The sequence below is a fragment of the Ureibacillus sinduriensis BLB-1 = JCM 15800 genome (genome assembly GCF_000772955.1).
Lineage (GTDB): Bacteria > Bacillota > Bacilli > Bacillales_A > Planococcaceae > Ureibacillus > Ureibacillus sinduriensis.
Genome location: NZ_JPVO01000037.1, coordinates 14,849 through 35,698, shown reverse-complemented (window position 1 = coordinate 35,698; position 20,850 = coordinate 14,849). Strand labels below are relative to the sequence as shown.

Genomic DNA, 20,850 nt, shown 5'->3' with positions numbered 1-20,850 from the left:
CTTATTAAAACACTCAGATTATGAGTGTTTTTTATTTTTATCCGTACATACTATTATTGTCAACCTACTTATTCTTAAGGAGGCAAAACTGCATGGCCAGAAGAAAAGGTATCATGTCGAGTCGTCTAAAAGAAGAGATAGCCAAGGAACTCGGATTTTATGATGTAGTCGAACGTGAAGGCTGGGGTGGAATTAAGTCACGTGATGCAGGTAATATGGTAAAGCGAGCAATTGAAATGGCCGAACAAGGTCTAGCACAGCAAAACCAAAACAATATGAATAAGTAGTGTTGACATTGTGCCAATAGCTCCTAAACGGGGTCTATTGGCTTTTGTTTTATTTTAAAAATGTAACCAATAGCCAAAACGGGGTCGTGAAGTATGAGCTAGCGACACTTCCATGTTCAATATGGTAAAATATATGAAAGTATTAAAGCTCATTAAAAGGTTAAGAAAAGGATTTGGATGGCAATCCGAGGAGGACATATATGCTTTACGTAAAAGCCCCTGCAAAAATAAATTTAACATTGGATGTTCTATATAAACGACCTGATAATTACCATGAAGTTGAAATGATTATGACCACGGTTGACTTAAGCGATCGAATTGGACTAGAAAGCAGAGCCGACGGGTTGATCAAAATTATTTCAACCAATGGCTTTATACCGGACGATAGTCGAAATCTCGCTTATCAAGCAGCCCAACTAATCAAGGATACATGTGGTGTTGCACATGGTGTGACGATTTCGATTGAAAAAGAGATACCGGTTGCCGCGGGTCTTGCCGGCGGTAGCAGCGATGCTGCAGCCACATTAAAAGGATTGAATGAATTATGGGAGTTAGGTCTATCCATTGATACTTTAGCTGAACTGGGTGCCAAGATTGGCTCCGATGTATCATTTTGTATTTATGGAGGGACAGCGCTAGCAACCGGACGCGGAGAAGTAATTCAAAAATTGCCGGCTCCCCCCACGTGTTGGGTAGTTTTGGCTAAACCTAAAATCGGTGTATCAACTGCCCAAGTATATGGCGGGTTAAACATTGAAGAAATCGAACACCCTAATACCAAAATGATGATTCAGGCGATCGAAACCAATGATTATGATTTAATGTGCAACTCAGTTGGGAATGTCCTAGAGTCTGTTACATTTAAATTGCACCCGGAAGTCGTCATGATCAAGGAGCAAATGAAACGCTTTGGAGCCGATGCCGTATTAATGAGCGGAAGTGGTCCTACCGTATTTGCTCTAGTGGATAATGAATCAAGACTAGGGAGAATTTATAATGGCTTAAGAGGATTTTGTGATGAGGTTTTTGCAGTAAGATTGTTGGGTGAAAGGAATTCACTTGCGTAAATGCGTATGTTTGTGTTACTTTTTCTATAAAATATTCGTGTTTATTATTGAAACAAAATGCAATAAATCGGGTGAACTGTCTGCTGTTAACTCAGTAGGCAGTTAATTTTACATGTGTAGGAGTGGAGTGGATCTCGTGAAATGGAAGCGAAGCGAACGTCTTGTTGATATGACGTATTATTTACTTGAGCATCCACATCAGCTAATCCCGCTTACCTTTTTTTCTGAAACATATCAATCTGCCAAATCATCTATAAGTGAGGATTTATCGATTGTTAAAGAGACTTTTGAAGAAAAAGGAATCGGGTTGTTGATGACAGTACCTGGAGCAGCAGGCGGGGTGAAATATATCCCGAAGATGTCGGATAACGAAGTACGTGAAATTATTCAAATCTTAATAAATGAGTTAAGTCAGTCGGATCGTTTATTGCCAGGTGGATATTTGTTCATGACAGATTTACTTGGAAATCCGGAACTAATGAATAGAGTCGGAAAAGTATTCGCGAGCATCTATGCGGACCAACAAATCGATGTCATAATGACTGTGGCAACGAAGGGAATATCGATTGCGCACTCAATCGCCAGACATTTGAATGTCCCTGTTGTGGTGGTGCGCCGTGACAGTAAAGTAACGGAAGGTTCAACCGTAAGCATAAATTATGTGTCTGGATCATCCCGTCGCATTCAGACAATGGTGCTTTCCAAACGCAGTATGAAAGTCGGCCAACGTGTTCTGATTACAGATGATTTCATGAAAGTTGGCGGGACAATGAATGGAATGAAAAATCTACTTGAGGAATTTGATTGCCAGTTAGCCGGGATGGCCGTTCTAGTGGAAGCGGAACATGCTGATGAAACCTTGGTGGATGATTATTATTCTTTAGTAAAACTTCATGCCGTAAATGAAAAGGATCGCACAATCGCTTTGAGCGAGGGAAATTACTTTTTAAAGGGGAGAAAATAAAATGAAAACAATATCTACAACAAATGCACCAGCCGCAATTGGCCCATATGCACAAGGCATCGTCGTAAATGGAATGTTTTATAGTTCTGGTCAAATCCCTTTGACAGCTTCTGGAGAATTGGTTGAAGGTGATATTGTAGCACAAACGAATCAAGTATTTGAAAATTTAAAAGCCGTTTTGGAAGCAGCAGGCAGCTCGTTGGATAGAGTTGTAAAAACAACTGTATTCCTGGGGGATATGAATGACTTTGCGGCTATGAATGAAACATATGCCAATCATTTCGGCGATCATAAACCAGCTCGTTCGGCAGTAGAGGTTGCGAGATTGCCAAAGGATGTAAAAGTAGAAATTGAAGTAATCGCAGTAGTAGAATAGAAACTTATACTTGGTGATGGAGGCAAATTGGCTCCATCATTTTTTTGGAAAAAATATTTATAATTTTTAAAATTTTTGTGTAATAAAAGAAGGAATATTAAAATTTTTGTAGAATCATATCTTTTAAAGGCATCATAGAAGAGAGGAGTGAAAGAATGGAAGTAACTGACGTAAGATTAAGACGTGTCCAAACTGATGGCCGTATGCGAGCGATTGCTTCAATTACATTGGATGATGAATTTGTCGTACATGATATCCGTGTGATTGATGGCAACAATGGATTATTTGTTGCTATGCCAAGTAAGCGTACACCAGACGGAGAATTCCGTGATATCGCACACCCTATTAACTCTGATACACGAAATAAACTTCAAGAAGTTGTATTGGCTGCTTATCATGCTTCTAGCGAAGAAGAAGTCCTGCAGCTTGAAGAAGCAAATGCATAATATTAAAAACAATATGAGTCTACTCAAATATGAGTGGACTTTTTTTTTAGAATAAAAATCCATTGTATATGTCAACGTTTTGTCAAGTCTGGAAACCTTGAAAAAGCAGTGAATTTACTATATAGTCATAAGAGAATATGAATAAAAATTGGAGGACTCAAAGATCATGACGAACATTTTCGCGGTCATTTTGGCTGCTGGTCAAGGAACTCGCATGAAGTCCAAATTATATAAGGTGCTCCATCCTGTATGTGGGAAGCCAATGGTTGAACATGTTGTGGAGAACATCCAAACGCTGGATGTAGATCGCATCGTCACTGTTGTTGGTCATGGGGCTGAAAATGTGAAAGAACAACTTGGTGCTAAAAGCGAGTATGTACTACAGGAAGAACAACTTGGGACTGCACATGCAGTCATCCAAGCAGAAAGTATATTAAGCTCACTAGAAGGTACAACGCTAGTTGTTTGTGGCGACACGCCATTAATTCAACCAGAAACAATGAAAGCGCTATTTGAACATCACAATAATGAAAAAGCCAAGGCAACAATTTTAACAGCTGTAGCTGGCAATCCATCTGGATACGGCCGTGTTATCCGTGATGCAAATGGTCAGGTGGCACAAATTGTAGAACAAAAAGATGCTACACCTGAACAGCAACTAGTTACAGAGATTAATACAGGTACGTATTGCTTTGACAACAAGGCTCTATTCGATGCCTTAAAACTAGTTAACAATGAAAATGCACAAGGTGAATATTACTTGCCTGACGTTATTGAAATTTTGCAAAACCAAGGCGAAATCGTTTCAGCTTATACATGCCCTGATTTTGATGAAACATTAGGTGTTAATGATCGCGTGGCATTAGCTCAAGCCGAGGAAATAATGCGAAATCGCATTAATGAAAAACATATGCGAAATGGTGTCACAATCATCAATCCAATGACTACGCACATTAGTGCTGATGCACAAATCGGCCGTGATACGGTAATTAAGCCTGGCACGATTATCGAGGGACATACTATCATTGGCGAGGATTGTATTATAGGGCCTAATTCTAATATTGCAAATAGTAAAATCGATGACCGTACTACTGTACAAAATTCCGTCGTGACTGATAGTTATATAGGAGAAGATACTGCAGTTGGTCCATTTGCTCACTTGCGTCCTGATACTCATTTAGGCAACCATGTAAAAATCGGTAATTTCGTTGAAGTGAAGAAAAGCACTCTAGGCAACGATACAAAAGTTTCCCATCTAAGTTACATTGGTGATGCTGAGGTTGGAAATAACGTTAATATTGGTTGTGGATCGATTACAGTAAATTATGATGGTAAAAATAAATTTAAAACAATCATCGAAGATAATGTTTTTGTTGGATGCAACTCCAACTTAGTAGCGCCAGTTAAATTGGGGGCTGGATCATTTATAGCAGCTGGTTCAACCATTACTAAAGAAGTGCCGGCAGATGCATTGGGAATTGCACGTTCAAGACAAGAGAATAAACTAGATTACGCGAAGAAGTTAAAATAAATTTGTAAAACTATTAGGAGGCCATCATGCCGTATCAATATGCTGACACAAAATTAAAAATCTTTTCTTTAAATTCGAACTACCCATTAGCACAAGAAATCGCTGAACAAATGGGAGTAGAACTTGGTAAATCATCTGTCAAACACTTCAGTGATGGAGAAGTTCAAATTAGCATCGAAGAAAGTATCCGTGGTTGCGACGTATTTATCGTTCAATCTACTTCGGCTCCTGTTAATGAACATTTAATGGAATTATTAATTATGATTGATGCTGTTAAACGTGCTTCCGCTCGTACAATCAACGTTGTAATGCCTTACTATGGTTATGCCCGACAAGATCGCAAAGCGAAAGCGCGTGAGCCGATCACAGCAAAATTAGTGGCAAATTTATTAGAAACTGCTGGTGCAAACCGAGTAATCGTACTAGATTTGCATGCCCCACAAATCCAAGGTTTCTTTGATATCCTAATTGACCATTTACAAGCTGTACCAATTCTATCCACTTACTTCAAGTCTAAAAACTTCAATCCCGATGAAGTGGTAATTGTTTCTCCTGATCACGGTGGGGTTACACGTGCACGTAAAATGGCTGAGCGCCTAAAAGCTCCGATCGCCATTATCGACAAACGCCGTCCAAAACCAAATGTGGCTGAAGTTATGAATATTGTTGGGAATATTGAAGGTAAAATCTGTATTTTAATCGACGATATTATTGATACTGCCGGTACGATTACGATAGGTGCAAATGCTTTGATTGAAGCAGGTGCGAAGGAAGTTTATGCATGCTGTTCACATCCAGTACTATCGGGTCCAGCAATTGAGCGTATTGAAAATTCAGTTATTAAAGAACTGGTAGTAACGAATACTATTCAATTAACTGAAGAAAAAATGTCTCCGAAAGTTAAACAACTTTCAGTAGCTACTTTAATGGCAGAAGCTATTTCTCGCGTATATGAAAACAAATCAGTAAGTACATTATTCGACTAAGATAATCTAGTGTAAAGACAAGGCGATCCATGCCTTGTCTTTTTTATGTATTGGTAAATTTCCTAGGAAAGAAGTGTAAGTAAGAGTTTCGGTTTGTATTGTACAAGTCAGATAATAAAAATGGTGCAACCTGTTTCCAAAATAATCCTAATAGCCAATTTTTTGTCCGTGGAAAGTTTAGTATTCCATAAATTAAGGAATACTATTAGTGGTGAAAACTTTTGAAAGGGGTTTTTTTATGGATATCATTTTGGAAGCCAAGAATAGAGAAACAGGAGCTCGATCTACTTTAACGAAACTTCGAAATAAAGGGCAGCTACCTGCAGTCATCTACGGGTATAACGTAGACAATAAACCGGTAACACTTGATTATAAAGAAATGTCAAAAGCTGTTCAAAAGTATGGACGTACGAGTGTATTCAAAATCAATTTGGAAGGAAAACAAATCAATGCGGTTGTAACGGATGTGCAAAGATGTGCACTAAAAGGAACAGTGAAACATATAGATTTACTTTCAATCAATATGGCTGAGGAATTGGAGGTAGATGTGCCTGTTACAGTAACTGGTGAGTCTGTGGGCGTAAAAGAAGGCGGAGTACTAATGCAGCCTGTGCGTGAATTGAAAATTAAAGTAAAACCGTCAGAGATACCAGAGTCAATTGAAGTCGATGCATCAAATGTAGGAATGAACGAATCCATCTCTGTTGCGGAAATAAGAAATACTGTTCCATTTGAGATAGTAAACGCAGATGAGGACACACTGGTTTCAGTTACTCCACCTGTTGTTGTAAATGATGATACTGCTGGACAAGGAGACACGGAAGTCCAAGACATCAAAGCGACGGGAGCACCTGAATCGCAAAGCTGATTGTGCAAAATGTATGAGTTTACTGCTCATACATTTTTTATTTTAATAATGAACCTAATCAAAGGGTAATAAAATATATGATGGGGTTTAAAATAAACACAATCCATATAATCTCGTTCAGAATAAATTTTAAGTGAAATTAAAGGTAATTTCCATTTCATGAAGTAATAAATACATAGATGAATTAGTTTTTTCTCTTTCAATCCAGCCTATGTTAAAATATTTACGATTAGTAAAAAAAGGATGGGTATTCATGAAGTTAATTATTGGATTAGGAAATCCCGGGAAACAATATGACTATACACGTCATAATATAGGCTTTGAGTGTATTGATGCACTATCTAAAAAATGGGATGCCCCATTAAATCAAATGAAGTTTAATGGAATGTATGCTACAGTTCATAGACCCGAAGGAAAAGTAATTTTGTTAAAACCGCTAACATATATGAATTTATCCGGTGAATCTGTCCGTCCATTGATGGACTACTTCGATATTGACATCGAAGATATTATCGTCATCTATGATGATCTGGATCTGGAAACTGGGAAACTACGATTGCGCCAAAAGGGCAGTGCCGGTGGCCACAACGGAATAAAATCATTGATTCATCATTTAGGGACACAGGAATTCAATCGTATCCGAGTTGGCATCAGCAGGCCTCCTGCTGGAATGAAGGTAGTAGATTATGTGTTGGCCAAATTCTCTAAAGAAGATGAATTGGCCATCGAACAAGCTATTGAAAAAACTGTTTCCGCGGTTGAAGCATCTTTATCAAAAAAGTTTCTCGATGTAATGTCCGAATATAACGGTCTTCAGCAAAAGTAACTCCTCTAATATGATGAAGGCGAATAATTATGTGAAAATATTAACAATGAATCCCCTATAGAAGAAAAGGTCTTATTTCATTATGCATAAATAGGCAAAATTAGGTCAATACTTTGAGTATTACAAAGCTATTGCTTACATACTCGAGGGGGAGGACGATTATAATGCCTGTTAAATATCGTTGCCGACATTGTGAGACGGAAATTGGCACATTGCCTTTTGACGCTGATGACACGATTCGTAAATTGCATCTATTTGAAGTTGGAGAAGTAGACGACTATATCGAGAAGAATGAACGCGGTGATACAACCGTACATTGTATTTGTGAACATTGTGAAGATTCATTGAGACAATTTCCTGACTATTATGCACTCAAAAAATGGCTGCAGTAAGGTACGGGTGCATCATGGATATAAAAATGAGAAATCTGCAGGATTAAAACAAATAAATCCACACCATTAACCATGTGCGAAAGAGTGGGCGACTTAAGCAAACAGTCTCCCGCTTTTTCCACTTGGTTTCTATGAATAAATAAAGGAAGTATTTAATACGAATATGTTTAATTACATAAAAAGGAATGAAGGAAGGGGGTTTATGAATGAACGTTATTCATCAACTATTCTCTCAAGATAAACATATAAATACATTCATCCAACAAATCGGTGAAAAAAATTATGATTCACAACTCATCACAGGTTTGACAGGAGGTGCGCGACCGGCATTTATCCAATCTATATTCGAGAGCGTCAAAAAACCTCTTTATATATTATCGCCCAATCTTTTACAGGCGCAAAAGTTAGTAGATGATTTATCATCCCTAGTAGGAGAAGATATGGTTCATTATTACCCGGCGGATGAGTTTATTGCTGCGGACATGACAATTGCATCGCCAGAACTTAAGGCGGCACGTATTGCAACGTTGGACCATTTGGCTAAAAAGGAAAAGGCCATTTATGTCATCCCGGTTGCCGGAATGCGTAAAATGATGACACCTCCTGAACAGTGGAAAGGCTACTTTTTAAAAGCGTCAATTGGGAATGATATTGATATCGATAAATGGTTGCTTCACTTAGTGACGATGGGATATTCAAGAAGTCAGATGGTCACGACACCTGGTGAGTTTGCATTGCGTGGGGGAATACTTGATATTTACCCACCCTATGCGGAGTCACCTATTCGTATTGAGCTTTTTGATACTGAAATCGATTCCATTCGCACATTTTCAGCCGATGACCAACGTTCCATCGAAAAACTGGAATCTGTCGAAATTCTGCCTGCTACGGAAGTATTATTGACGAAAGAACAGCGATTACAACTAGCAGAAAGACTAGAGGCGGCACTAAGTAAGAGCTTGAAGAAAATTAAGAAGCAGGAAACGCAAGAGATACTGTATCAAAATATAAAACACGATATCGAGTTATTGAATCAAGGGAGTATACCTGACCATGTAACAAAGTATGGTTCCCTTTTATATGAGAACTTGTCCTATTTAGGTGATTATTTTGATGAGGATGGACTTGTCCTATTCGATGAGCTGGGAAGAATTCAGGAAGTGATGGATGCCTGGGAGCGCGAGGAAGAAGACTGGTTTATCTCATTGATTGAAGAAGGGAAGATTGTACATGATGTAAAACCTTCCTTCTCCTTCAAAGAAATAAATTCAATGTTAGAACATCAAAAGCTCTATTTTGCTCTATTTGCACGTACTTTCTCGGGAGTTCAATTTAAAAAGACAACGAATTTCTCATGTAAGCCAATGCAGCAATTCCACGGCCAAATCGCCCTTTTACAAAATGAAGTGGAGAGATGGATGCAAGAGAACTTTACGGTTCTCTTTATGGCCGAAGGGAAGGAAAGAGTGAAAAAGCTCCAAAGCATGCTGGAGGAGTATGGTATTCATAGTTTAATAGGAGATCCGCACGATCCGGGAATTTATATCGTGGAGGGCCAACTGGCTTCTGGTTTTGAGTTGTCACTACAGCGTATAGCAGTTGTGACAGACGACGAATTATTTAAGCAACAGCAAAAAAGAAAGCCGCGCCGGCCTCAAAAAATGTCCAATGCTGAACGCATTAAAAGTTATACAGAAATTAACCCTGGTGACTATGTAGTACATACTCATCATGGGATAGGGAAATATATCGGAATCGAAACACTGGAAGTAAACGGTAACCACAAAGACTATCTTCATATAAAGTACCGAGCAGATGATAAGTTATTTGTTCCTGTTGAGCAAATTGATTTGATTCAAAAATACGTAGCTTCCGAAGGAAAAGAGCCAAAGCTTCATAAGCTTGGTGGTGCGGAGTGGAAAAAGGCAAAAGCCAAAGTTTCATCTGCTATCAATGATATAGCAGATGATTTAATTAAATTGTATGCAAAACGTGAGGCGGAAAAAGGATACGCCTTTTCCCCTGATACAGATGAACAGCGTTCATTTGAAAGTGCTTTTCCTTATGAAGAAACAGAGGATCAGCTACGTTCTATTATAGAAGTGAAAAATGATATGGAGCGGGAACGCCCAATGGATCGCCTAGTTTGTGGAGATGTTGGCTATGGAAAAACAGAAGTAGCGATCCGGGCGGCTTTTAAAGCAATCATGGATGGGAAACAAGTTGCCTTTCTTGTACCAACGACGATATTAGCCCAGCAACATTATGAAACAATCATAGAGCGGTTTGAAGGTCATGCTATTAATGTTGGTTTGTTAAGCCGTTTCCGAACAAAAAAACAACAAGCAGAAACGATTAAAGGATTAAAAGAAGGAACGGTCGATATAGTGGTCGGGACCCATCGAATTTTATCAAAGGATCTTGTTTTCCGAGATTTGGGTTTATTGATTGTCGATGAAGAGCAACGATTTGGTGTGACTCACAAAGAAAAAATTAAGCAATTGAAAACAAATGTGGACGTTTTAACATTAACCGCTACTCCGATCCCCCGTACATTGCATATGTCGATGGTAGGTGTAAGGGATTTATCGGTTATTGAAACGCCCCCACAAAATCGATTCCCTGTGCAAACTTATGTCATGGAGTACAGTGGGGCACTTGTACGTGAAGCTATTGAAAGAGAAATGGCTAGAGGTGGTCAAACATTTTACCTCTATAATCGCGTTGAGGACATGACAAGAAAAGTGGAAGAAATTCAGATGCTTGTCCCAGACGCTCGTGTTGGCTATGCCCATGGCAAGATGACAGAATCTCAATTGGAATCCATTATTTTAAACTTCTTGGACGGCGAATATGATGTTCTTGTCACAACGACTATCATTGAAACTGGTGTCGATATTCCAAATGTGAATACATTGATCGTGCATGATGCAGACCGCATGGGGTTATCACAGCTTTATCAACTGCGCGGTCGGGTTGGCCGTTCAAATCGTGTTGCCTATGCATACTTCATGTACCAAAAAGATAAAGTGCTTACGGATGTAGCGGAACAACGACTTCAAACGATTAAAGAGTTTACAGAGCTCGGTTCCGGATTCAAAATCGCGATGCGCGATTTGTCGATTCGTGGGGCTGGAAACCTTTTAGGTGCACAACAGCATGGCTTTATCGACTCTGTTGGATTTGACTTGTACTCACAAATGCTTGAAGAAGCGATTGAAGAGCGCAGGACGGGTGTTGTCAAAGAGGAAAAACCTGAAGTTGAAATTATTCTGCAAACAGATGCCTATATTCCAGATGCCTATATACCGGATGGCTATCAAAAAATACAAATGTATAAGCGCATAAAATCAATGGAGCGCGTGGAAGACTTTAATGAAATTTGGGATGAATTAGTGGACCGCTTTGGTGATTTGCCGGTAGAAACAGAAAAACTGTTACGTATTGCTCGCGTAAAAGTATGGGCATTGGAAGCTGGCATTACGGCTATCAAAGAAAAACAGAAGGTCATCTCCATCTACTTATCAGAAGAAGGAACGGCAAAAGTCGATGGCAGCGTCGTTGTAACAGAATCCATGAAATTTGATCGAGCGGTTGGATTTGTAATGGAAGGGGCAAAATTAACTCTGACGATAGAAGAAAAAAAATGCGGCAAGATACCTCCTTTTGAAGTATTGGAACAGTTAGTCGAGATTGTTGCCAAAGCCAAGAAATCGTAGAAATCACATACTGCAATTATGTTGAAAAACAGATGGATATTAATATAATAATTTTACTTTTGTTGCCCGACTTTAGAATTTAAACCTCTTCATACACTTTCTGCATACATTGACCAATTCTTAACCATACTATCAATGTGAATGAAAAATTGATTCTGAAAGAGAGGCAGCAAAGATGAAAGCAACAGGAATTGTCCGTCGTATCGATGATTTAGGTCGCGTTGTTATTCCTAAGGAAATTCGAAGAACGATGCGTATCCGTGAGGGAGATCCATTAGAGATTTATACGGACCGTGAAGGTGAAGTTATCTTAAAAAAATATTCTCCAATAAATGACTTAAGTGAATTTGCAAAAGAGTATGTGGAATCCCTTTATGAAACTGTCGGCACCCCAGCCCTAATTAGCGATAGAGATGAAATGATAGCTATAGCCGGTTTAGCGAAGAAAGAGTATGCAAATCGCCGTTTATCCGTATTTGCCGAGGATTTCATGAAACAGCGCTCTATTGTACTGGAGAAAAATGAATCGACAATCGAACTTGTTCCGGGCCAATTTGAGCAAGTGAAATCATACTGTGTTGCGCCAATTGTGACAAATGGCGATGCAATCGGGGCGGTATATTTATTATCAAAACTTCACGTTATTAGTGAAGTGGAATCGAAAGCGGCTGAAACAGCGGCTAATTTCCTGGCAAAGCAAATGGAAAACTAAAAATGAGAAAAAACGTCTCTATTCGAAGGAGACGTTTTTTGTTATGGGCAACTCTTTATGAATATGCCATTTAAGTATTCAGTAGTGAAAAGGAGAGGAAATTGTTAAATCTATTTATGTGGAAAATGACTTCCTCCTATATAAATGATATGAAAGGGGATCTATCACAGAGGTCGAGTGCTTATGGTATTCCGTGGTATAATATGGGCATTGTTGTGAGGGATAGGTGAAAATGGCAAAAAATTTCGGAATGAAAGAATATATGAAAGGTGCACTGCTGTTAACGGTTGCTGCTTTAATTGTAAAGATATTAAGTGCGGTTTATCGAGTACCTTTTCAAAATTTGGTAGGAGATCGAGGATTTTATATCTATCAGCAGGTTTATCCATTCATTTCATTCTTTATTGTGTGGACATCGGGAGGGTTTGCTGTTGCCATTTCCAAAATGTTGGCTGATGCACAGAGCATGCCGGATGTTGAGCAAAGAAAAAATTTGATTAAACGTACAGTTTTTCAGTATCTAACATTATTATCTATTATCTTCTATTTTATATTATTTTTCGGATCGGATATGCTTGCACAATTAATGGGTGATGCACAGCTGGCCACACTTTTAAGGACCGGTTCTTATGTAGCGTTATTCATGCCGATAATCGCCCTGATGAAAGGCCACTTCCAGGCAAATTCCGACATGACGCCCGTTGCATCTGCGCAAGTGATTGAACAGTTTGTTCGGGTGGTTATTATATTACTGGGTGCAAGTTTTATTATGACAACGTCGCAATCATTATATGCAGCAGGAAATGCGGCAGTCATTGGTACAGTAATCGGGGAAATAGCGGGAGTCATAATATTGCTGTACTTTTCAAGGGGAATAAAAATGATACCGGGGAAAGTGAACAGTAAAGGGCAAAAGTGGCCAATAATAAAAGAAGTTACAATACTAAGTTTAAGTGTGAGCATGAGTAGCTTATTGCTTTTATGCTTCCAGTTAGCCGATTCATTTACTGTTTTTTCACTATTGCTCGAAAGCGGGATAGAGGAAATGCAGGCAATGAAGATGAAAGGAATCTATGATCGAGGCCAACCTTTGGTGCAGTTGGGGATTATAATTGCTTCCTCACTTTCGTTGGCGATCGTGCCTTTAGTTGCTTATCAATCAAAGAAAATGGATGGGCGCGGAGCTGCACCATTTATTCAATTGACTTACCGAGTTTCATTGCTTTTAGGTGTGGCGGCATCAATTGGACTGATGGCTGTCATGCCGTACGTAAATGTGATGCTTTTTGAATCAGATAGCTTATCATCAATATTGATGGTTTATGTATTACAAATTATCCCACTATCGGTTATATTAACATTTACGGCGATACTCCAAGGCATGAATAAGCTGAAATTCCCGGCATTCATTTTAATCATCGCAATTGTTTTTAAATTTATTGGAAATCATCTGTTTATCCCTAAATCAGGTGTATTGGGCGCCGCAATTGCAAGTAATGTTGGATTGTTTTTCTGTGGTTGCTGCCTGCTGATCTATTTGAAAAAACTGTTAAAGGTGAAACTAGCTAATCGAGAATTCTACATAAAACTGGGTCTTTCGTGCGGAAGTATGATTTTGACGATAATTCTTCTGGATATGATTTCACGGATGGTGTTTAGTTCGCTATCAGGAAGAATCGGTGCTGTTATAATAGGAGGCAGTTTAATAGTTGCCGGGGCATTTGTTTATTTAACATTTGTTGCGAAGGCGAGAGTGCTGAAAGAGAAAGAATGGTTTTTAGTGCCATTCGGTCGAAGAATGGCAGCTTATCAGTTGTTCTTAAATAAAAAGAAGTAGGTGGACATATGCACAAGTTAACAGTTATCGGCCTAGGTGCGGCGGAGCTTAGTCAACTGCAAATGGGCGTATATAAAGAATTGAAATCAGCCAAAAAAATCTATGTTCGAACAATGGATCACCCTGTTATTAGCGAATTGCAGGAGGAAGGTATTGTATTTGAAAGTTTTGATGCTGTTTACGAAAAACATGGTACATTTCAACCAGTCTATGAAGAAATCACGGCGCAACTAATAGCGGCTGTACAACTGGAACCTGTAATGTATGCAGTTCCGGGACATCCGTTGGTTGCGGAACAAACGATACAGCTATTGATCGAGGCGGAAAAGGAAGGGGAAATCGACTTGAGTATCGAAGGGGGCCAGAGCTTTTTAGATCCCATTTTCGGTGCCCTTAAAATCGATCCAATTGAAGGCTTTCAATTACTGGATGGTACGAGTTTCTCCATCCATGATGTCAACATGCGCGGGCATGTACTAATAGCCCAAGTGTATGATGCGTTTAGTGCATCGGAAGTCAAGCTCTCACTGATGGAGAAATATCGCGATGATTACCCGGTTACGGTTGTAACTGCAGCAGGTTCTACCTTGGAGCGTTTAACGACCGTACCTTTGTTCGAGCTGGATCAATCGGTGGATATAAATAATCTAACGACAATCTATGTGCCGCCTGTAGAAAGTGACATGGATGCCTTGCGTGATTGGACTACCTTTAGGAGGATTATCGCAACTCTAAGAGGACCGAATGGCTGTCCTTGGGATCAAAAGCAAACCCATGAAAGCCTGAAAAAGTATTTATTGGAAGAAGCACATGAATTTTTGGCTGCGATAGATGCGGAAGATGACTTCGGGATGGTAGAAGAACTGGGGGATGTACTGCTGCAAATCTTCCTGCATGCTCAAATCGGCGAAGATAATGGGTACTTTAACTTAGAAGAAGTGTTGGCTTCTGTTAGCGAGAAAATGATCAGAAGACACCCTCATGTTTTTGGCGATGTCTCTGTCCAGGACGCGGACGAAGTGGTGGAAAATTGGGATGCCATCAAGCAACAGGAAAAAGGGCATCAAACGGAAATCCTGCTTAAAGGAGAGTATAGAGCATCTTCTTCCCTTTTGACTTCCTTTAATTATCAAAAAAAAGCAGCTTCCGTAGGCTTTGATTGGCCAAACGAAGAAGGGGCTTGGGAGAAGTTTTTGGAGGAATGGACCGAGTTTAAAGAAGAAGTAACAAAGGGGAATTCCGCAACCCGTTTGGATGAGTTCGGAGATGTTTTATTTACTCTGGTCAACATAGCACGATTCTATAAAATATCCCCGGAAGAAGCGATGGTTCATGCGAATGAAAAGTTTGCCCGCAGGTTTCATCATGTGGAGCAAAAGGTGAAGGAAAGCGGGCTTGCCTTTAGTGATTTCACTTTGGAGCAATTAGATGCATTTTGGAATGAAGCAAAAGAACTGGAAAAAAGGGAGAATGAATAAATGAGGATTGATAAATTTCTAAAGGTGTCGAGATTGATTAAAAGACGTACGTTAGCAAAAGAAGTAGCAGATCAAGGCAGAATTACGATCAACGGGAAAGTGGCAAAGGCCGGATCCGCCGTGAAGATAGGGGATGAGCTTGCAATACGTTTCGGACAGAAGGTTGTCACAGCTCGGGTAGAAGATCTACGAGAAAATGTGCGCAAAGAAGATGCAATGAATATGTTTACAATTCTTAAAGAGGAAAAGCTTGATAAAATAGAACCTCAATTTATTGATGATGAAGAATAGAGTGAAACATCTTAATGAAATTTAATTATGAGAATTAAAATATTAAATTTCTAGAGCATGGCAACAAAATAGTTGTCATGCTTTTTTTAGTTTCAGCATAAAGTGAACAGAACAAACACAAACAAGCGAAGGAGGAACGATATGACGCTACATCAAGAAAGTAATCGTTACACTATGACATCTGGTGACCATCTTGTGACAGTGCGCAATCGAAAAAGAATGGACATGACTTCTGTAAAGGAAATTGAGCGTTTTGACCAAGAAGAGTTCTATATCCGAACAGCTCAGGGTCATTTACTAATCCGTGGTGAGGAATTACGTATTGTCCATTTAGACGTCGATAAAGGGTTGTTAACATTAGAAGGAAATGTAAAACTAGTACAATATGACGATGAAGATTCAGGGTTATCAAAAGGCTTCCTCCATAAATTATTTGGATGACCATAAATGAACAGGTTGTAAGTATATTGATCATGGCGCTTAGTGGGTTACTGGTTGGTGCAATTGTTGATTGTACACGCTATTCACTAGGCGCTTTAAGTCAAAAATCAATCTTAAGAAGAATGGGATATGGAGTAGAGCTGATTGTTTGGGCACTTCTGGGTGCCCTAACATTTTATATTTTATTTACTATTAAGGGTGGAGAATGGCGTTTAGTCGACCCATTGGCCCAAATTTTGGGTATCTTCTTGTATGAATCGGTGTTTCAGCCGTATTTCCGTTTTATTGGACGAGTCTTTATTTTCCTTATAATTAAGCCTATTATCGCTATCATCAAATTGATAAAAAGTATTGTCATTGGTACAATCAAACTGGTTTTACGCATTATTTTGATAATCTTGCTGCCATTTCGCAAAATATATAATAAATTCCTCAAAACCCGTTTTAAAAAAATTTATACAAAAGTTAGAAGGACTATCTTTAAAAAAAGTTGAAATAGAAGTATAATAGAATGTACAGACTTTTGGAGGTGACGGATATGGCAAAGCGTCAAACACGACAATTTAATAATGTTCGAACGCTTAAAAATGACTATGTCCGGTCAACTGAAACACATGCACAATATTCAAAGAGGCAAAAAGTGAGAACTCGAAGAAGGTTACTCGTATTCGGTTTGCTTGCTTCAGTGATTCTCGTTTTTTTAATAAGCACATCCTTGGCACAAAACAAACGTCTGGCTGAAAAGCAACTGCTTAAAGAAGAAGTTGTGGCAAGATTAGATGAAGTTAAAGAACAGCAAGAGATGTTAAACCTACAAATAACGAAACTGGAAGATGATGAATATATCGCAAAATTAGCTCGTAAAGAGTACTTTTTATCTGATAATGGTGAGATTATTTTTACTATCCCAGATGACGAACATAAGGATATGAAATCTGGTAATGATTCCAATTAACTCCAGATGGAGCGGTAAATAATCGGTAATGTTCAAACCGAAAAGTGGGTTTCGAGTGATAGAAAAAGAGTTGTCTTGTTGACACTCTTTTTTTGTTGGCTATAATAAAAGATAAACGTGAATCAATTATTGCACGTTACACTAAATTTGATTACTGGCTTTTATAGCCGCTTAAATTTTAAGGAGGAGCATTTTTTTTATGTCAATTGAAGTAGGCAGCAAAGTACAAGGTAAAGTAACAGGAATCACAAATTTTGGAGCATTCGTTGAGCTGCCAGATGGCAAAACGGGCCTAGTTCACATAAGTGAAGTTGCAGACAACTATGTCAAAGATATCAACGAACATCTTAAAGTAGGGGATGTTGTTGAAGTAAAAGTGATGAATGTTGAAGCGGATGGTAAAATTGGCTTATCAATCCGTAAAGCAAAGCCTCAACCAGAAAGACCCGAACGTCCTGAGCGTCCTGAACGTCCTCATCGTCCACGTCGTGATAACAATCGTTCAAATGATCGAAATGGTCCAACAAAAGAGAACTTTGAGCAAAAAATGGCACGATTCCTAAAAGATAGTGACGAACGTCTTGCAACTTTAAAACGTGCAACTGAGTCGAAACGCGGTGGCCGTGGAGCTAGAAGAGGGTAGTTTGCTGTCTGTTTTTAAAGCGTAGAAAAAGTGTTGAATAGATAAAGGCTGTCTGTGGGAGAAACTCCCCCAGCAGCTTTTTTTGTTGTGGAAGAGGAAAGTGCCGGCTTATCGTAATATCAGTACAGACAAAGTCCCTCCATTCTTCTAGCGACGAGTTTGGTACAGGGTGTTTTCCTTTTACTTTCCCTTTTCGCTCAACAGGATTTTCGAAATGCAGAAGATGCCGATGCCGCAAAGAATAAGGCCGACAATAAGCATAAGAAGCTGCCAGATAGCAGGGATTGTTAAAATGATACCTAAAACGACTAAAATCGAGCCAGTGGAACATAAAAGAGCAAGAAAACTAAAGCTATTAAACATGATAAAATTCCCCCGAAATTGTACTACATAATCTATATTGTCAGTTTATCCTTCAAATGCATTGAAATAAAGTAGTACCCCTCCCCTTTTTCCAATGAGATGACACCTATCTCGTATTGTTGTCTTATCAGTAATTACGTCGAACGATTTTCTTCTATTATTTCACTACTAGACAAATTTTATGGAAACTCTTTTATATAATAGGCGCTAACACTATTAAATAAGGGGCTGTAAATAATGGCAAATATTGAGATGATCAGTGAAAAGACATCGGGGCTAACTTTATTTAGAAGTTTCGCTCTTAAGAAATCTAGTTTCTTGATACACATTTTCTTTTTGTTTTTGGCATTGTTTCTATCAAGGGCAGTAATGTTTGAAGCGGCCGTTCCGTTTTTATTGCCTCTCTGGGCAATTGTCAAACAAAGATATGAAAATGAGAAGTGGGCAGTACTAGTTGGAGGCTTAATAGGAGCGCTGAGCTTAAGTTTGGGGCAGGTATTTATTTTAGGTTTGCAGCTTGTGCTATATGAAGCGTTTACCCGCTTTAAGTATTGGAAACTGCCGATCGGTATTTCAGTCAGTTTGGCCATCTTTTTGGGGCAATTTATGTGGCAGGGAATATCCCATATGGGGATACCGCCGTTAATTGTTCAGTTGTATATTTATTATGAAGTTATACTGGCATTTTTAATGACAATTTTTATGAATCTATTTTTAGTGCAGCCTCACCGGTTTTGGGCTGCGGGATGGAGCTATGAACGGGTGGGGGCAGGGCTGGTTATTTTGGCCATGGTGCTGACGGGAGTACAATCCGTGGTTGTTTCTTATTTTGGTTTGTATCCGTTTCTGCTGCATCTAGCAATCTGTATTGCTGCTATTACTGGTGGTGTTCCTATTGCAGCGATGGTGGCAACCATAGTCGGAGCATTGGTAGGCATTGCAAAATTATCTTTCACTGGCATGATTTCCGTATATGCAATGACGGGAGTTGTGGCTGGACTATTTAGCAAGATAGGCCGATTTGGGGTTGTGATCGGAAGCTTGATTCCAAGTGTATTCTTTTTCTTTTACGATGCAACCCTGCCTTTGGATAATGTGTATTTTGTTTCTATTGCTATTGCGGGAATCGTGTTCTTTGCATTACCCAAAAGTATGGTCGCATTCCTCTATGATGCAATTCACCCAAAACGGGATGAAGTGCTGCTTCAACGGCAGCAGTGGTTGACGGAACATACGACAGAGAAGCTGGAATCCTTTCAAAACTTTGTTTTATTTATGAAGGAGTTAGTATTCGACCGTTTTACATCGACAGAAACGATAAATGAGTCCAGCAAAGTTGAACCTAGCGCAACGTGCCTAAGTTGCTTCCGATATGATAGTTGCTGGGGGACAAAAAATACGATGGAACCCATTATCCAAGATTGGTTTGTAGCAAGGGCGGGTGTCAAGGAATCGGAGCAGATCCGCGCTGAAAAACGTATAAAAGCGCAGTGTGTGAAATCAACAAGGTTGTTGGAGGAGTTGGATCATCAACTTTATACGGATAAGATGAATGGCCAATTCTATCACGGCAAAAAAATGATTGCCCTCCAACTTCGCGATCTAAGCAATCACTTAAATAAATTAATGGAGGATATGAGGGACGAAACGCTTTCGTTTAAAACGATAGAGGAGGAATTGGAGCAGCAATTTAAACGTGCCCAGGTACAATGCTTCCAGATTGATGTCTTAAACAATACCGTCGGGGAACGAGTTGTGATTTGTTCTTTTGCACAAAAGAATCGGACTCACGAAGACCAGTATATGCTTTGTGAACGAATCGTTTTACCGATTCTATATGATGTTTTTGCAGAGCCATTTCAAGTGGAGAAAATCTCGGATCAGAAAAATCCATTTGCTCACGTGCAAATACGTTTTCGCTCAGCCGTTCGTTATGAAATAGAGTATGATATATATAGTAGAGCAAAAAATTCAGCCTGGGTTTCTGGGGATACCCATGCAATTTTCCATATACATCCAGGTCTTGTTGCGGTCATGTTATCGGACGGTATGGGACAAAGCAGGGAAGCGCAGCGTGAAAGTCGCCGTTTAGTGCGTTTGATGAGAGAATGCTTAAGCTATAATATGAATCCGGAAACAGCGATGCATACTTTACACTATGTTATGTCTCTAAACCGGGAAGTAGACATGTATGCAACGATAGATTTTGCATTAGTTGATCTGCAAAAGGGCTCGCTTTGGTCATGGAAAGCTGGAAGCATGTCGACTTATATATTGCGTGGCGAGAAGCTATTGAAAGTAGATGGAGCAGCAGCACCTGTAGGGTTTATGCCAGTATTTTCAATTGAGACGGAAAAAGTGAATTTGCTCGCAGATGACTTTGTCGTCATGGTTTCAGATGGTGTATTCTCGGGTGAGTTTGATTGGGAAGAACAAGAAAAGTATTTGGTGAAGTTATTAAAGATGCGCATCCAAAATGATATGCCCATTGAAGTGATTTTGTATGATGTCATGGAGCAATTTGGAGAGGTTTATCCGGTTGATGATGATTGCACTGTTATTATGTTTACAGTCAACCATGTCGTCCCGAAATGGGCAGGGTTTAGCCCTTTAAGCAAGGAGATATCATAATCGGTAAGTGAATAATGATTTAATAAGAGGTGAGAAG

The 20,850-nt window shown here is 39.3% G+C and carries 21 protein-coding genes; 20 read left to right on the top strand and 1 reads right to left on the bottom strand.

The features are described 5' to 3' along the window. Positions 1-92 precede the first annotated feature (92 nt). The 19 genes from CD33_RS02510 (at position 93) to CD33_RS02420 (ending at position 17,819) form a co-directional block, all read left to right on the top strand. Positions 93-287 (top strand): small, acid-soluble spore protein, alpha/beta type, encoded by a 195-nt coding sequence (locus CD33_RS02510; protein ID WP_036197869.1) that lies wholly within the window; start codon positions 93-95, stop codon positions 285-287. A gap of 200 nt (positions 288-487) precedes the next feature. Further along, on the top strand, positions 488-1,354 hold the full coding sequence (ispE, locus tag CD33_RS02505; RefSeq protein ID WP_036197867.1) for a 4-(cytidine 5'-diphospho)-2-C-methyl-D-erythritol kinase: 867 nt from the start codon (positions 488-490) through the stop codon (positions 1,352-1,354). 136 nt (positions 1,355-1,490) lie between these two features. After that, positions 1,491-2,318: a pur operon repressor gene (purR, locus tag CD33_RS02500; protein ID WP_036197866.1), complete on the top strand. Its 828-nt coding sequence runs from the start codon at positions 1,491-1,493 to the stop codon at positions 2,316-2,318. A 1-nt stretch (position 2,319) separates the two neighbouring features. Next, a complete protein-coding gene (locus tag CD33_RS02495; RefSeq protein WP_036197865.1) occupies positions 2,320-2,694 on the top strand; it encodes a RidA family protein in 375 nt (124 codons plus the stop codon). Between the two features lie 155 nt (positions 2,695-2,849). Continuing rightward, positions 2,850-3,140 carry a septation regulator SpoVG gene (gene spoVG, locus CD33_RS02490; protein WP_036197863.1) on the top strand — a complete coding sequence of 97 codons (291 nt, stop codon included), beginning with the start codon at positions 2,850-2,852 and terminating at the stop codon, positions 3,138-3,140. A gap of 166 nt (positions 3,141-3,306) precedes the next feature. Beyond that, positions 3,307-4,671 (top strand): bifunctional UDP-N-acetylglucosamine diphosphorylase/glucosamine-1-phosphate N-acetyltransferase GlmU, encoded by a 1,365-nt coding sequence (gene glmU, locus CD33_RS02485; RefSeq protein WP_036197860.1) that lies wholly within the window; start codon positions 3,307-3,309, stop codon positions 4,669-4,671. A 26-nt stretch (positions 4,672-4,697) separates the two neighbouring features. Next, positions 4,698-5,657, top strand: coding sequence for a ribose-phosphate diphosphokinase (locus CD33_RS02480; RefSeq protein ID WP_036197858.1), 960 nt, complete (start codon positions 4,698-4,700; stop codon positions 5,655-5,657). Positions 5,658-5,895: 238 nt separating this feature from the next. Next, positions 5,896-6,525 (top strand): 50S ribosomal protein L25/general stress protein Ctc, encoded by a 630-nt coding sequence (locus CD33_RS02475; RefSeq protein ID WP_036197856.1) that lies wholly within the window; start codon positions 5,896-5,898, stop codon positions 6,523-6,525. 253 nt (positions 6,526-6,778) lie between these two features. Further along, positions 6,779-7,351, top strand: coding sequence for an aminoacyl-tRNA hydrolase (gene pth, locus CD33_RS02470; RefSeq protein ID WP_036197854.1), 573 nt, complete (start codon positions 6,779-6,781; stop codon positions 7,349-7,351). 164 nt (positions 7,352-7,515) lie between these two features. After that, entirely contained in the window at positions 7,516-7,743 is a 228-nt protein-coding gene (locus CD33_RS02465; RefSeq protein ID WP_036197852.1) for an anti-sigma-F factor Fin, read from the top strand. A 206-nt stretch (positions 7,744-7,949) separates the two neighbouring features. Continuing rightward, a complete protein-coding gene (gene mfd / locus CD33_RS02460; protein ID WP_036197851.1) occupies positions 7,950-11,462 on the top strand; it encodes a transcription-repair coupling factor in 3,513 nt (1,170 codons plus the stop codon). Between the two features lie 175 nt (positions 11,463-11,637). Next, positions 11,638-12,174, top strand: coding sequence for a stage V sporulation protein T (gene spoVT / locus CD33_RS02455; RefSeq protein ID WP_036197849.1), 537 nt, complete (start codon positions 11,638-11,640; stop codon positions 12,172-12,174). A 232-nt stretch (positions 12,175-12,406) separates the two neighbouring features. Continuing rightward, positions 12,407-14,011: a putative polysaccharide biosynthesis protein gene (locus CD33_RS02450; protein ID WP_036197848.1), complete on the top strand. Its 1,605-nt coding sequence runs from the start codon at positions 12,407-12,409 to the stop codon at positions 14,009-14,011. 8 nt (positions 14,012-14,019) lie between these two features. After that, complete coding sequence (gene yabN, locus CD33_RS02445) at positions 14,020-15,489, top strand: bifunctional methyltransferase/pyrophosphohydrolase YabN (RefSeq protein ID WP_036197845.1); 1,470 nt, start codon at positions 14,020-14,022, stop codon at positions 15,487-15,489. Then, the gene (locus CD33_RS02440; RefSeq protein ID WP_036197843.1) at positions 15,490-15,780 is read left to right on the top strand and encodes an RNA-binding S4 domain-containing protein; all 291 of its coding nucleotides are present in this window, start codon (positions 15,490-15,492) and stop codon (positions 15,778-15,780) included. Between the two features lie 141 nt (positions 15,781-15,921). Continuing rightward, on the top strand, positions 15,922-16,221 hold the full coding sequence (gene yabP, locus CD33_RS02435) for a sporulation protein YabP (RefSeq protein ID WP_036197841.1): 300 nt from the start codon (positions 15,922-15,924) through the stop codon (positions 16,219-16,221). Beyond that, positions 16,218-16,715, top strand: a complete 498-nt coding sequence (gene yabQ / locus CD33_RS02430; protein WP_140422982.1) for a spore cortex biosynthesis protein YabQ — start codon at positions 16,218-16,220, stop codon at positions 16,713-16,715. Before yabP ends, yabQ begins: the two co-directional genes overlap by 4 nt. A 44-nt stretch (positions 16,716-16,759) precedes the next feature. Then, the gene (locus tag CD33_RS02425) at positions 16,760-17,176 is read left to right on the top strand and encodes an FtsB family cell division protein (RefSeq protein ID WP_036197840.1); all 417 of its coding nucleotides are present in this window, start codon (positions 16,760-16,762) and stop codon (positions 17,174-17,176) included. A 199-nt stretch (positions 17,177-17,375) separates the two neighbouring features. Beyond that, positions 17,376-17,819 carry a S1 domain-containing RNA-binding protein gene (locus CD33_RS02420; RefSeq protein WP_036197838.1) on the top strand — a complete coding sequence of 148 codons (444 nt, stop codon included), beginning with the start codon at positions 17,376-17,378 and terminating at the stop codon, positions 17,817-17,819. Positions 17,820-17,999: 180 nt separating this feature from the next. Here CD33_RS02420 and CD33_RS02415 read toward each other — a convergent pair whose 3' ends face one another. Beyond that, complete coding sequence (locus CD33_RS02415) at positions 18,000-18,182, bottom strand: hypothetical protein (protein ID WP_036197835.1); 183 nt, start codon at positions 18,180-18,182, stop codon at positions 18,000-18,002. Positions 18,183-18,419: 237 nt separating this feature from the next. On the opposite strand from CD33_RS02415, the gene CD33_RS02410 reads away from it, so the two are divergent. Further along, positions 18,420-20,813 (top strand): SpoIIE family protein phosphatase, encoded by a 2,394-nt coding sequence (locus CD33_RS02410; RefSeq protein ID WP_036197834.1) that lies wholly within the window; start codon positions 18,420-18,422, stop codon positions 20,811-20,813. Positions 20,814-20,850 lie beyond the last annotated feature (37 nt).

Excerpts from the sequence above, each read along its gene's own strand:
- CD33_RS02510 (WP_036197869.1), top strand. The coding sequence starts at position 93 with ATGGCCAGAAGAAAAGGTATCATGTCGAGTCGTCTAAAAGAAGAGATA.
- ispE (WP_036197867.1), top strand. The coding sequence starts at position 488 with ATGCTTTACGTAAAAGCCCCTGCAAAAATAAATTTAACATTGGATGTT.
- CD33_RS02495 (WP_036197865.1), top strand. The coding sequence starts at position 2,320 with ATGAAAACAATATCTACAACAAATGCACCAGCCGCAATTGGCCCATAT.
- spoVG (WP_036197863.1), top strand. The coding sequence starts at position 2,850 with ATGGAAGTAACTGACGTAAGATTAAGACGTGTCCAAACTGATGGCCGT.
- glmU (WP_036197860.1), top strand. The coding sequence starts at position 3,307 with ATGACGAACATTTTCGCGGTCATTTTGGCTGCTGGTCAAGGAACTCGC.
- CD33_RS02480 (WP_036197858.1), top strand. The coding sequence starts at position 4,698 with ATGCCGTATCAATATGCTGACACAAAATTAAAAATCTTTTCTTTAAAT.
- CD33_RS02475 (WP_036197856.1), top strand. The coding sequence starts at position 5,896 with ATGGATATCATTTTGGAAGCCAAGAATAGAGAAACAGGAGCTCGATCT.
- pth (WP_036197854.1), top strand. The coding sequence starts at position 6,779 with ATGAAGTTAATTATTGGATTAGGAAATCCCGGGAAACAATATGACTAT.
- CD33_RS02465 (WP_036197852.1), top strand. The coding sequence starts at position 7,516 with ATGCCTGTTAAATATCGTTGCCGACATTGTGAGACGGAAATTGGCACA.
- mfd (WP_036197851.1), top strand. The coding sequence starts at position 7,950 with ATGAACGTTATTCATCAACTATTCTCTCAAGATAAACATATAAATACA.
- spoVT (WP_036197849.1), top strand. The coding sequence starts at position 11,638 with ATGAAAGCAACAGGAATTGTCCGTCGTATCGATGATTTAGGTCGCGTT.
- CD33_RS02450 (WP_036197848.1), top strand. The coding sequence starts at position 12,407 with ATGGCAAAAAATTTCGGAATGAAAGAATATATGAAAGGTGCACTGCTG.
- yabN (WP_036197845.1), top strand. The coding sequence starts at position 14,020 with ATGCACAAGTTAACAGTTATCGGCCTAGGTGCGGCGGAGCTTAGTCAA.
- CD33_RS02440 (WP_036197843.1), top strand. The coding sequence starts at position 15,490 with ATGAGGATTGATAAATTTCTAAAGGTGTCGAGATTGATTAAAAGACGT.
- yabP (WP_036197841.1), top strand. The coding sequence starts at position 15,922 with ATGACGCTACATCAAGAAAGTAATCGTTACACTATGACATCTGGTGAC.
- yabQ (WP_140422982.1), top strand. The coding sequence starts at position 16,218 with ATGACCATAAATGAACAGGTTGTAAGTATATTGATCATGGCGCTTAGT.
- CD33_RS02425 (WP_036197840.1), top strand. The coding sequence starts at position 16,760 with ATGGCAAAGCGTCAAACACGACAATTTAATAATGTTCGAACGCTTAAA.
- CD33_RS02420 (WP_036197838.1), top strand. The coding sequence starts at position 17,376 with ATGTCAATTGAAGTAGGCAGCAAAGTACAAGGTAAAGTAACAGGAATC.
- CD33_RS02415 (WP_036197835.1), bottom strand. The coding sequence starts at position 18,182 with ATGTTTAATAGCTTTAGTTTTCTTGCTCTTTTATGTTCCACTGGCTCG.
- CD33_RS02410 (WP_036197834.1), top strand. The coding sequence starts at position 18,420 with ATGGCAAATATTGAGATGATCAGTGAAAAGACATCGGGGCTAACTTTA.